Origin of the sequence: Desulfobacter curvatus DSM 3379 (assembly GCF_000373985.1) — a bacterium.
Lineage (GTDB): Bacteria > Desulfobacterota > Desulfobacteria > Desulfobacterales > Desulfobacteraceae > Desulfobacter > Desulfobacter curvatus.
This window is the reverse complement of sequence record NZ_KB892909.1, coordinates 1-11,604: the sequence shown is the minus strand read 5'-3', so window position 1 is coordinate 11,604 and position 11,604 is coordinate 1. Positions and strand designations below refer to the sequence as shown.

Genomic DNA, 11,604 nt, shown 5'->3' with positions numbered 1-11,604 from the left:
AACCGACTTTATCCGGTATTAGCTACCCTTTCGAATAGTTATCCCAGGCTTGAAGGCAGATTATCTACGTGTTACTCACCCGTGCGCCACTCTACTCNGGATTGCAAGCAATCCCTTTCTCGTTCGACTTGCATGTGTTAAGCACGCCGCCAGCGTTCATTCTGAGCCAGGATCAAACTCTCCAGTTATAATCCTTTACTAAAACTTTTTAAGGTCTGCACTTAAAACCGCCAGGCTTTAAAGCGCATTGTCATTGACCCGCTCTTTTCTTTTTCACTGACCAATTTTCAAAGATCAAATTCTATCTGGTGTTTCCTGTTCAACAAAACCTGGACAATATACACTTGAGTTTTGGTTCTGTCAAACCTTTTTTAAAACTATTTTAAAATAATTTTGTGATATTTTTTCTTTCCAGCCCTGAGCATGATTTCACCATCGCTTACGTCAGCAGCTGCCACCACCTGTTCAAACGACCCAAGCCTTTCTCCATTGATATAAGCGCCCCCCTGCTTAATGAGACGACGGGCATCGGATTTGGATTTGCACAATCCTGCGTCACAAAACAGGTCAACCACAAACATGTTATCCACCACATCCACCTCATTAAAGGCACTGGTGGGCACTGACTCATCAGCGCCGCAGGAAAGCGTCCCCCGGGGAATGCTAGCAGACGGCAGAAGATCGGAAGGAACGTCAATGGATCCAAACATGGACGCTGCAGCGTTAAGGGACTTTAGTGCCTCATTTTCTCCATGAGCAATTTTAGTCGCTTCATATGCAAGAATCGTTTTGGCTTTATTTAAATCCGCACCTTCCATTTTTTTTACCAAATCGATCTCTTTCATGGGAAGAAAGGTAAATAGCGCCAAAAATCTTGTGACATCCAAATCATCCGTATTTACCCAGAACTGATAATATTCATAAGGCGAAAACCGCTCAGGATCAAGCCATACAGCGCCTTTATGGGTTTTACCCATTTTTATGCCGGATGCGGTGGTTATCAAAGGGAAAGTGATCCCAAAGGCTTGTTTACCAAGGGTACGCCGCACAAGATCAATACCGGCCACAATATTACCCCACTGATCACTCCCGCCCATCTGAAGCAGGCAGCCCTGGGTTTTAGCAAGTTCCATGAAATCATAGGCCTGAAGCAACATATAGTTAAATTCAACGAAAGTCAGGCCGTCTTCTGATTCCATTCTGGATTTAACGCTTTCTGCTTTAATCATCTTATTTATGGAAAAATGCCGGCCGATATCCCTTAAAAACGAAATATATTCTAGCTTCGTAAGCCACGCAGCGTTATCAAGCATCAAAGCCTTATCTTCAGAGAAATCTATAAACCTGGACAATTGTTTGCGGATTCCGGCTTTATTTTCATCAATCTGATCCTGGGTAAGTACTTTTCGCAGCTCTGTTTTACCGGAGGGATCACCGATAAGCCCCGTACCGCCACCCACAAGGCCAATGGGGCGATGCCCTTGTCGCTGCATGTGCGCTAAAGCCATAATGCATACCAGGCTTCCAACATGCAGACTTGAAGCGGTTGGATCAAATCCGATATAGCAGGTAGCCCTGTTATTTTCCAAATATTCCTCAAGCTCCTGGGTATGGGTAGTTGCCTCAATAAATCCACGTTCTTTTAAAATCGATAAAACACTCATGCTGTTTCTTCCTTATCATTTCCTGGTATATTCAACCGCTCTGGTTTCCCGAATAACAACAACTTTGACCTGGCCCGGAAATGTCAGATTCTCTTCAATCTGGCGGGCAATATCTTTTGAAAGCAGCATTGCACTTTCATCCGTAATTTTTTCACTTTCAGTAATTACCCGGATCTCACGCCCGGCCTGAATGGCATAGGTGTTTACCACACCGTCAAAACTATTTGCAATATTTTCTAGATCTTCTAACCGTTTTACGTAATTTTCAAGACTTTCCTTTCTAGCGCCGGGCCTGGCACCGGAAAGCGCATCAGCGGATTGTACAATAAAATCATATACACTTTCGGGCATTTGGTCTTCATGATGGGCTGCAATCGCATTAACGACGCTTTGGTTTTCACCATATTTTTTAGCAAGCTTGGCGCCAATAATGGCATGGGCACCATCTACTTCGTGATCCACGGCCTTCCCAATATCATGGAGCAGCCCCATACGTTTGGCAAGCTTGATGTCCAAACCAAGCTCAGCAGCAATAACCCCGGCCAAAAAAGCCACTTCCACTGAATGCTGCAATACATTCTGGGCATAGGATGTTCTAAATTTAAGCTTGCCAAGCACCTTGATAAGTTCCGGATCAATGCCGTGCACCCCCAAATCAAATGCAGCCTGTTCACCTGCTTCCTTAATAGCAAGATCAACTTCTTCTGTTGCGCGCGCCACAACATCCTCAATACGGGCGGGATGAATTCTTCCATCGGAAATCAATCTCTCAAGGGAAAGCCTTGCAACTTCGCGCCTGACGGGGTTGAATCCTGACAAAATAACAGCTTCCGGAGTGTCGTCTATAATCAAATCAATTCCGGTTGCGGCCTCCAAGGCCCGAATATTTCGACCTTCCCTGCCAATAATTCGACCCTTCATCTCATCTCCAGGCAAATTTACCACAGAAACAGTACGCTCAGCCACATAGTCACCCGCATAACGCTGGATGGCGGTTGATATAATTTTTTTTGCCTCTTTATCCGCGTTTTCCCTAACTTCGGTGGTGATCTTTTTAACCATTTTGGCGCCTTCATGTCTGGCTTCGTCCTCCATGGTTTTAAGCAGCAGCTCTTTGGCCTGCTCAAGGGTCATCCCGGAAACTTTTTCAAGCTCTTTTTTTGTTTCTTCAAGAAGCTGAGTATAAGACTCTTCTTTTAGGGTTACAGATTCAAGTTTTTCCGCAACAATCCGTTCATTTTTTTCTATATATTTTTCTTTTTTGGCAAATTGATCCTCAAGCTTGTCAAGCTTTTCACTTTTTTTAGAAAGCCTTCGCTCTTCTCTTTTCAATTCGGCCCGGGTTTCTTCTGTCTCGGCATCAAAGGTGCTTTTCATTTCGAGTAAACGTGAGCGAGCCTCCAGTTTCGCTTCCTTAAGCAGAGTTTCAGCTTTCTTGGCTGCTTGGCCCATGGCAACGCGTTGTTCCTCTTGAAAATCAAGTCTCTGCTGGTCAATTTTCATTTTTATCACATATAAAATGACCGCACCAACAGCAAGCAGCACCAGCATGAATGCAAGCATCATTGTAAAACTCATACAATTTCTCTCCTGGAATAATGGGATACAAACAAATATGTACCCGTGTTTTATCTTGCTAAAAAGAAATGGAATAATACGTTAAGATTAGGAAGGATACGGCAAAGCGTTTTTAAAAATATAACAATTTCCCCCGCAACTGCCGTGTTGTTTCTTAAGGCTTTGAACCAAGGGTCCAAAAGATGGGGGATCAATAATACCTTTAGGCTTTTCCCTTGCAACATAGGGAACCTGCACACCAGTACCAGCGTGACCCCCCTATGTTATTATGCGTTAGGACAAAGTCTGTCATACAATCACGCACACTGCAGGGGGTTTTGTTATAACTATAAACCAATGAAAGTTTATTTCATTGTCTTATCTATTTTTTCCAATAAGGATGATACTCTGTCTTCAATGTCTTTTTCAAGGTCGGAATATTTCAAACGCAGTTCATGGTAATCCTTGGACAAATTCATGGCTGCAAGAAGCAAAATAGCCATCCTGTTTTTACTGCTGGTTTTATTTTGGAAAAGGCTTTCTGCTTCATCTATATATTCCTTGACATGGGCTGCAATCTTTTCCGGATCATAAGTTTGATTTTTATCCGGTTTAAATTTAAATTCTTCCCCGAAAAGCTCAATTTTAACGATCTCATCCAAGAAAAGCCCTTTACTGAATCTATATATTCAAACGCTTTATAACTTATCATCCTCCGGATACGGTTTCTGAGAAACCATCCAGCTTTGAGAGAAGTCCGTTAATCTTTTCATTCATTATGGACTCCCGGTCGACATAGACATCTTCTTTTCTTATTTTCTGTTCCAACTGATCTTCAAGTTCTTTAATTTTCACAGAAAGCTCTGCGTTTTCCTTTTGAAGACTCTGGCAGGACTCTATTAAAAAGTCGACATGAATGTGAATGTCATCGAACTTGGCTGCTATATCCTCATTATTCAATTTCTTAAGTCTCGTAAAATGGTAATTAATTATCTATCAATATATTCAGCAGCCCTATGAAAGTCAAGATAATTCATTCGATGCCATATGAAACGCTTTATTGATGCGGGTTAATTGCTCAATGGTATTAACGCCCATGACCTGTTCAGGGTCTTCTATAATCTTAACAAATGTTTTGGCTCTGTTCAGGGCTGCAACTTCCACAAGATCGGTAAGATAATACTCCCCCTGACTGTTATTGTTTTTAATCTGCCCCAAACCGGATTCAAGAAATCGTTTTTCAAAACAGAAAATCCCGGAATTAACTATATCAATCTGCTTTTCCAAATCAGTTGCATCAGCCTCTTCGCGAATAGCAAGAAGATGGCCGTCTTTATCGTGGATAATTCTGCCATAACCGCTTGGATCATTAACCTTTGCAGCGAGCACAGTCAAATCTGCCATTCGGTTCTGATGGGCTGAAACCAAATCAATAATGGTTTGCTTTTTTATTAACGGAACGTCACCACACAGGACCAAGACATGCTGAATACAGGCTTCAATCCCAGGCAATGCAACCCTGACCGCATCCCCTGTTCCCAAGAGCTCTTTTTGAAAGGCAAAATGCACATTATGCTTTTTTTGAATCTCTTTTTGTACCTGCTCGGCCTGGTGCCCAACCACGACATGAATATGACTTGAAGCGACTTCTTTAGCAGCTTCGATCACGTGATTGACCATGCTTGTACCTGCGACTCTGTGGAGCACCTTAGCCAAATCGGATTTCATGCGACTGCCTTTTCCTGCAGCCAGTATGATAACTGCAATTTTGTTCATTTTTCCCTCTGTCTCAATTAACAAATATACACGATGAAAATAAAAAGGGATGCCGTAAGGCATCCCTTTTTTACTTCATAATTCTCGGCATTATAGGTCCGGTGGTTATCAAACCATCAGACAAGCCTAATCTTCTCAGTGAGTTCCAGCAACTTTTATCCGAAACAAAGCCCTTTGCAAAGCAGCCTGAGCACGGACAATATCCGTATCTGCAGCTTTCTCACTTAATCGCCTCTCAGCACGCGCCTGGGCCTCTTTTGCCCGGTTAAGATTAATGTCCTCACGCCGTTCAGCAGATTCAGCAAGAATGGTAACCTTATCCGGAAGCACTTCGGCAAATCCGCCGTTAGCAAAAAGCAAACACTCGTTCCCGGAAGCATCAACATAACGGATTGCACCGACCTTCAACGAGGTCAGAAAGGTTGTATGCCCTTTCAAGGCACAGAATTCACCTTCACTGCCAGGCGCTGAAATGCTTTTGATATCTTCACTGACAATAGCCTTTTGCGGCGTTACCACTTCAAGAAAAAATTTATCAGCCATAATAGACCTCCGAATGGTTATTAAGCTTTGGCTTTTTCAATGGCGTCTTCGATAGCCCCAACCATATAGAAAGCATTTTCGGGAAGGTCATCATGTTTACCTTCAATAATTTCCTTGAATGACCGAACCGTGTCTTCAACCTTTACAAAAATTCCGGCCATACCGGTGAAGGTTTCAGCAACATGGAAGGGCTGGGACAGGAATTTCTGAAGCTTTCTGGCACGCTGTACGGTCACCTTGTCTTCATCAGACAGCTCATCCATACCCAGAATAGCAATGATGTCCTGGAGTTCTTTGTATTTTTGCAGGGTCTGCTGAACGACCCGGGCAACGTTATAATGCTCTTCACCAATGTAAGCGGCATCAAGAATTCTGGAAGTGGAGTCAAGGGGATCCACAGCCGGATAGATACCAAGCTCTGCAATCTGACGGGAAAGAACAACGGTTCCGTCAAGATGGCCGAAGGTGGTAGCAGGTGCCGGGTCAGTCAAGTCATCGGCAGGTACGTAAACGCACTGAACAGCGGTAATGGAACCTTTGTCAGTAGAAGTAATACGTTCCTGGAGCTCGCCCATGTCAACCGCAAGTGTCGGCTGGTAACCAACAGCAGACGGCATACGACCCAGTGTAGCAGACACCTCAGAACCGGCCTGGGTGAAACGGAAGATGTTATCAACAAAGAGAAGCACATCCTGGCCCTCTTCGTCACGGAAGTATTCAGCGCAGGTCAAAGCAGAAAGCGCAACACGGGCACGGGCTCCGGGAGGCTCAGTCATCTGGCCGTAAACCAGAGCGCATTTGGGAAGAACGCCTGAATCCTTCATTTCGTGATAGAGGTCGTTACCTTCACGGGTTCTCTCACCAACGCCGCCGAACACGGAGATACCACCATGCTGCATGGCAATATTATTAACCATTTCCATCATGATAACGGTCTTACCAACACCGGCACCGCCAAACATGCCCATTTTGCCGCCACGGGGGAAGGGAACCAGAAGATCAATAACCTTTACACCTGTTTCAAGAACGCGGACAGAAGTATCCTGCTCGATAAAAGAAGGGGCATGTCTATGGATGGGCAGCATTTTGTCTTTGGAGATATCTCCAAGCCCATCAACCGGGCGGCCAACAACGTTAAGAACGCGACCAAGAGATGCTTTGCCAACCGGCATCATAATGGGACTACCGGTATCTTTTACCGCCATGCCGCGTTGAAGACCGTCAGTTACGTCCATGCCGATGCACCGAACAACATTGTCACCCAAGTGCTGTGCAACTTCGATAACCAGGTTGTCTTCCATGTCCCCGATGGTCGGGTTGGTTACAGTCAGGGCGGTCAGAACCGGGGGAAGTTTTCCGGGCTCAAACTCAACGTCAACAACAGCGCCGAGGACCTGTGAAATTTTACCTATATTTTCAGCCATTTTATTCTCCTATAAAGCTGTTTTATCTGTAGCTTACTTAAAAATCAATTATCCCTTAAGGGCTTCGGCACCGCCAACGATATCCATAAGTTCTGATGTAATAGATGCTTGACGGGTTTTATTAAATATAGTCTGCAGTTCTTCCACAAGATCGGAACATGCTTTGGTAGCATTTTCCATGGCCCGCATACGGGCAGCATGTTCTGAGGTTGAGGTCTGAAGAAGTGCATCATATATCTGGATAAAGATATTTTTGGGGAGCATTTCACCCAAAAGCGCATCTGAAGAGGGCTCACAAATATGTTCCGGCAAAAAGGCGCCGTCCTCGGCAGGTGCAGCCTCTTCTGTTACCACATCATCAAGTGATGGGATGGGAAGAATCTGTTTTACCGTCGGAACCTGTTTTGCCATACCCTGAAAATCAGAATAAATCAGATATACTTCATCCACATTCCCTTCAAGGAAACTGTCGATTAATGCCTGTCCTGAGCTGGACGCCACTGAGAAATCAACTTTGCCTCCCACAACACCAATGTATTCGGCATCAATGGGGTTGCTCAGTTTTTTTGCCCAGTCGCGGCCTTTTTTGCCATAGCAAACAAAAGAGACTTCTTTTCCGCTAAGCTCAGATTTGAGCATTTTTTCAGCTTTATCGATCAAATTAATGTTAAATCCACCACATAGACCCCTGTCTGAGGTACACAGGAGCAGGGCCACCTTTTTTACTTCATCTTTGGAGATCAGTAGGGGGGATGCGCCCTCCCCTGACTTCCCGGCAATGGATCCCAGAACCTCTGCAAATTTGGAGGCATAGGGCTTAAATGCCTCCATGGCATTCTGGGAACCGCGCAATCTTGAAGTGGCGACCATTTTCATGGCAGAGGTAATCTGTTTAGTCTTTTTTACGCTGACTATTTTCGATTGTACTTCTTTTAATGTTGCCATATGATCTACCTTTGCGCCTATAAATTATTATTATTAAATAAATAAATCCGAAGGATACGCCTTTAATTAAAGGGCTTCTGTGAATTCTTCGGCATAGGCTTTAAGGCATTGATTGAGCTTAGCCTCAAGTTCGTCATCGATTTTCTGTTTTTCCTTGAGACCTGAGAACACTTCGGGATAACGGCTTTCCACAAAGGGATACAGGCCAGCCTCATAGGCTGCAACAGATTCTTTGGCATAGCCATCAAGATATCCTTTAGTTCCTGCATAGAGAATGGTAACCTGTTTTTCCATGGGAAGCGGCTGGTACTGGGGCTGTTTGAGCAGCTCAACAAGTCTTTCACCGCGGGTCAGCTGTTTCTGGGTTGCGGCGTCAAGGTCGGAACCAAAGGCGGCAAATGCTTCAAGTTCTCTAAACTGGGCAAGATCCAAACGAAGGGTACCGGCCACCTGTTTCATGGCTTTAACCTGGGCTGCACCACCAACGCGGGATACGGAAAGTCCAACGTCAATGGCCGGACGGATACCGGCAAAGAAAAGGTCTTTATCAAGGAAGATCTGACCGTCGGTAATGGAGATAACGTTGGTGGGAATAAATGCGGATACGTCACCTTCCTGGGTTTCAATGATGGGAAGTGCGGTCAGAGAACCGGCACCGAGCTCATCACTCATCTTGGCGGAACGTTCGAGCAGACGGCTGTGGTTGTAAAAAATATCGCCGGGGAAGGCTTCACGTCCAGGCGGACGTCTGAGCAGCAGAGACACCTGACGGTAAGCAACAGCCTGCTTTGAAAGGTCATCATAAACGATCAGGGAATGTTCGCCTTTGTCACGGAAGTATTCGCCCATGGCGCAACCGGCATAAGGCGCCAGGTACTGCATGGCAGCAGACTCGGAAGCTGAGGCCACAACAACCGTTGTGTATTCCATCGCTCCGTGCTCTTCAAGGGCGGCAACCACCTGGGCAACTGTTGATTTCTTCTGGCCGCAGGCAACATAGATGCATTTAATCCCGCTTTCTTTCTGGGCGATGATGGCGTCAACTGCAACAGCAGTTTTACCGATCTGACGGTCACCAATGATCAACTCACGCTGGCCGCGACCTACCGGGGTCATACCGTCAACTGCTTTAGAACCGGTGTAGCAGGGTTCGTGAACACCTTTCCTGGCAATAACACCAGGCGCAACCAGCTCCATGTTCATATATGTATCAGAAGCGATAGGGCCTTTTCCGTCAACGGGCTCACCTGTGGTGGTTACAACGCGACCCAGCAGGGCTTCGCCAACGGGGACGGATGCGATACGGTCGGTTCTTTTAACCACGTCGCCTTCTTTGATTTCTTTGTCATCACCAAGAATAGCAACACCAACGTTGTCAGCTTCAAGGTTAAGTGCCAGCCCCAAGATACCGCCTGGGAATTCAACCAGCTCCATGGCTTTTACTTTTTCCAAACCATAAACACGGGCAATACCGTCACCTGCCGACAGAACGACACCTGTTTCGCTCAGATCAACCTGCGCATCAAATCCTTTAATTTGATCTTTTATAATCTGGCTTATTTCTTCTGCTTTAATTTCCATTATAAACTCTCACCTTTTTTTAAAGTTTCCCTCATATTGATCAGCTGGGTTTTTACGCTGCCGTCAAGAACAAGATCGCCGATTTTTGTGATAATACCGCCGATAAGGCTTGCATCCTTTTGGACATCAAGCACAACGGTTTTACCGGTTTTCTTAGCCAACGATGCCTGAATCTTATTAATGTTTGTCTTGGACAGGTTTGTGGCGGCCACAACACTTGCCCTGACAACACCTTTAAGTTCATCAGCCATTGTATTGTAATAGGCTGCAACATCTCTGAGAAAACCGATCCTGCCTTTATCAAAAAGCAATGACAAAAAAGAACTCGTTACTTTTGAAAAGCCAGCAGCAGCAATTACCGACTCAAGAAGCTTTTTACGATCACTTTTTCTGATTAGCGGATTGGAAAGGGCCTGTTCAAACCCTTGCTGGGAGTCTAAAAGCCCAACCATTGCGGAAAGTTCGTTATTGTAACCATCCGCCTGACCATCCTCCTGGCCGATCAGAATTAACGCCTTGGCATAACGCCTTGAAACTGCATGATTCTTCATTATGCCTCCACCTTTTTCAAGTATTCATCGACCAGACGGTTCTGATCCTGGGTTGTGATGGATTTTTTAATGAGCGCTTGTGCCTGCTCCATTGCAAGATCCACAACTTCCTGCTTCAGAACCGCTTTTGCAGCTTTGAACTCTTGTTCGATATTGCGTTTTGCCATATCTTCGAGTTTTTCAGCCTGGGCTTCAGCCTCTGCAAGAATTCTTTTCTTGGCCTCTTCTCCCTGTTTGATGTAATCCTCAACAATCTGTTCAGATTCCTGTTCAAGATTTCTAAACCGGGATTCGTATTCGGCAAGCTTTCTCTCTGCTTCGGCTTTTTTCTGTTCCAGGTCTGTCAACTCTTCTTCAATCCCCTTAGTACGGGAAGAAAAGAACTGCGCCACCGGCTTTCTAGCGATGAAATAACAGCCAAGCGCAAGAACAACGAAGTTAAGCACTTTCCAGGTATCAACATCGTGCCACACGTTGTGACTTGCATGTGCTGCTTCACCATGACCGCCGCCGGAAGCCCAGACCACTGTCGCACCGGCCACAAGAGCCACGACAGTTGCGGAAACTTTAAGGTGTTTTTTCCAATTAAATTTTTCCATTAACATGCCCTCCCAAGAATCTTTTCGCCGATGGCTTTGGCATACACCTCAACCTCAGCCTCAAGCGCTTTGCGGGCCTGTTCGGTTTCTTCAGCCACCTGTGCCTTGATTTGGGCAAAGTTAGCCTGCGCTTTCTGATTGATCCGGGTAATAATCTCCTTTTCCTGAGCAGACGCCTCCTCGATGAACACCTCTTTTTGCTTGAGGCCTTCACCCCTTGCCTGTTTTAACCCTTCTTTATAATCACCCTTTTGTTTTTCAAGATCAGCTGAGGCTTTTTCAACACCTGAATTTAAGGTGCCGACCTTGGCCTTTCTTTCGAGAATGACATTTCGAATGGGTTTGTACAGAACCAGGTTGAGGAGGAATAGCAGGACAAGAAAATTGACCATCTGATATACCGCTGATATATCAGGAATCACAGTTATCATAAAATTCCTCCACCAGTTAATAATTACAAAAAATCAACTACTTATATCCTATTGGCTGAAATCGCTCGGATTCAGCCTAAATGCTTAGAATGATCGAGACTTGAGTACCATCCAACAGGCCTTTTGTCAACACAGAATGCAGCAATTCAAAATATGGATTTTATCCGACGATATTGTGATGTAATATATTAAAATTTTCTTGGCCAAAATGATGTTTTATGTTTTTTAAATCAAAAAAAATGGCTATGTTCCCTTTAATAGTTGAAATTGCTCCAATGAGATACTCAGCAAAGATTCTGGCAATATACCTGGGCGCTGCTCAAGTGAACGCCGCCATCCAAGATAATTTTGTAAATATTTCGTAGCAACTCCGTGGAATCGGTGCAGCCAGCCTTTAAATCGGCTGTGATAGGCATTGACATTTTGGAGGTGGAAAGCTCCTTTAACTCTGCCACCTTTACTCAGATTAACAACCTCATGAGAAAAATTTTCAGCATCGCAAAAAGTTTGATACGCAGTGTGTCCATCACTCA

13 protein-coding genes, 1 rRNA gene and 1 other RNA gene are annotated in these 11,604 nt (G+C 44.9%); all 15 read right to left on the bottom strand.

Features of this window, described 5'->3' with window-relative positions:
- Positions 1 to 188, bottom strand: a 16S ribosomal RNA gene (locus tag B147_RS0102420); the annotation flags it as partial.
- A 189-nt stretch (positions 189 to 377) separates the two neighbouring features.
- Positions 378 to 1,664, bottom strand: coding sequence for a tyrosine--tRNA ligase (gene tyrS / locus B147_RS0102415; RefSeq protein ID WP_020585664.1), 1,287 nt, complete (start codon positions 1,662 to 1,664; stop codon positions 378 to 380).
- Between the two features lie 15 nt (positions 1,665 to 1,679).
- Positions 1,680 to 3,242: a ribonuclease Y gene (rny, locus tag B147_RS0102410; protein ID WP_020585663.1), complete on the bottom strand. Its 1,563-nt coding sequence runs from the start codon at positions 3,240 to 3,242 to the stop codon at positions 1,680 to 1,682.
- 126 nt (positions 3,243 to 3,368) lie between these two features.
- Positions 3,369 to 3,559: non-coding RNA, 6S RNA (ssrS, locus tag B147_RS30870), on the bottom strand.
- Between the two features lie 27 nt (positions 3,560 to 3,586).
- Positions 3,587 to 3,883: a cell division protein ZapA gene (locus B147_RS0102405; protein WP_020585662.1), complete on the bottom strand. Its 297-nt coding sequence runs from the start codon at positions 3,881 to 3,883 to the stop codon at positions 3,587 to 3,589.
- Positions 3,884 to 3,929: 46 nt separating this feature from the next.
- On the bottom strand, positions 3,930 to 4,181 hold the full coding sequence (gene zapB, locus B147_RS0102400) for a cell division protein ZapB (RefSeq protein WP_020585661.1): 252 nt from the start codon (positions 4,179 to 4,181) through the stop codon (positions 3,930 to 3,932).
- Positions 4,182 to 4,244: 63 nt separating this feature from the next.
- On the bottom strand, positions 4,245 to 4,997 hold the full coding sequence (locus B147_RS0102395) for a sugar phosphate nucleotidyltransferase (RefSeq protein ID WP_033396745.1): 753 nt from the start codon (positions 4,995 to 4,997) through the stop codon (positions 4,245 to 4,247).
- A 135-nt stretch (positions 4,998 to 5,132) separates the two neighbouring features.
- The gene (locus B147_RS0102390; RefSeq protein WP_020585659.1) at positions 5,133 to 5,540 is read right to left on the bottom strand and encodes a F0F1 ATP synthase subunit epsilon; all 408 of its coding nucleotides are present in this window, start codon (positions 5,538 to 5,540) and stop codon (positions 5,133 to 5,135) included.
- Positions 5,541 to 5,560: 20 nt separating this feature from the next.
- On the bottom strand, positions 5,561 to 6,964 hold the full coding sequence (atpD, locus tag B147_RS0102385; protein ID WP_020585658.1) for a F0F1 ATP synthase subunit beta: 1,404 nt from the start codon (positions 6,962 to 6,964) through the stop codon (positions 5,561 to 5,563).
- 48 nt (positions 6,965 to 7,012) lie between these two features.
- Positions 7,013 to 7,909, bottom strand: coding sequence for an ATP synthase F1 subunit gamma (gene atpG / locus B147_RS0102380; protein WP_020585657.1), 897 nt, complete (start codon positions 7,907 to 7,909; stop codon positions 7,013 to 7,015).
- Between the two features lie 66 nt (positions 7,910 to 7,975).
- Complete coding sequence (gene atpA, locus B147_RS0102375) at positions 7,976 to 9,490, bottom strand: F0F1 ATP synthase subunit alpha (protein WP_020585656.1); 1,515 nt, start codon at positions 9,488 to 9,490, stop codon at positions 7,976 to 7,978.
- Positions 9,490 to 10,041, bottom strand: coding sequence for an ATP synthase F1 subunit delta (gene atpH, locus B147_RS0102370; protein WP_020585655.1), 552 nt, complete (start codon positions 10,039 to 10,041; stop codon positions 9,490 to 9,492). Before atpH ends, atpA begins: the two co-directional genes overlap by 1 nt.
- On the bottom strand, positions 10,041 to 10,640 hold the full coding sequence (atpF, locus tag B147_RS0102365; RefSeq protein WP_020585654.1) for a F0F1 ATP synthase subunit B: 600 nt from the start codon (positions 10,638 to 10,640) through the stop codon (positions 10,041 to 10,043). The genes atpH and atpF overlap by 1 nt, the downstream gene beginning before the upstream one ends.
- Positions 10,640 to 11,071, bottom strand: coding sequence for a F0F1 ATP synthase subunit B family protein (locus B147_RS0102360; protein WP_020585653.1), 432 nt, complete (start codon positions 11,069 to 11,071; stop codon positions 10,640 to 10,642). Before B147_RS0102360 ends, atpF begins: the two co-directional genes overlap by 1 nt.
- Positions 11,072 to 11,314: 243 nt before the next feature.
- A partial coding sequence (locus B147_RS31470) for an IS1595 family transposase (RefSeq protein ID WP_245568895.1) occupies positions 11,315 to 11,604 on the bottom strand: 290 nt, incomplete at its 5' end.

Coding starts and splice junctions, on each gene's coding strand:
- B147_RS0102395 (WP_033396745.1), bottom strand. CDS start 4,997: ATGAACAAAATTGCAGTTATCATACTGGCTGCAGGAAAAGGCAGTCGC.
- tyrS (WP_020585664.1), bottom strand. CDS start 1,664: ATGAGTGTTTTATCGATTTTAAAAGAACGTGGATTTATTGAGGCAACT.
- B147_RS0102360 (WP_020585653.1), bottom strand. CDS start 11,071: ATGATAACTGTGATTCCTGATATATCAGCGGTATATCAGATGGTCAAT.
- atpD (WP_020585658.1), bottom strand. CDS start 6,964: ATGGCTGAAAATATAGGTAAAATTTCACAGGTCCTCGGCGCTGTTGTT.
- atpA (WP_020585656.1), bottom strand. CDS start 9,490: ATGGAAATTAAAGCAGAAGAAATAAGCCAGATTATAAAAGATCAAATT.
- atpF (WP_020585654.1), bottom strand. CDS start 10,640: ATGGAAAAATTTAATTGGAAAAAACACCTTAAAGTTTCCGCAACTGTC.
- atpH (WP_020585655.1), bottom strand. CDS start 10,041: ATGAAGAATCATGCAGTTTCAAGGCGTTATGCCAAGGCGTTAATTCTG.
- B147_RS0102390 (WP_020585659.1), bottom strand. CDS start 5,540: ATGGCTGATAAATTTTTTCTTGAAGTGGTAACGCCGCAAAAGGCTATT.
- rny (WP_020585663.1), bottom strand. CDS start 3,242: ATGAGTTTTACAATGATGCTTGCATTCATGCTGGTGCTGCTTGCTGTT.
- atpG (WP_020585657.1), bottom strand. CDS start 7,909: ATGGCAACATTAAAAGAAGTACAATCGAAAATAGTCAGCGTAAAAAAG.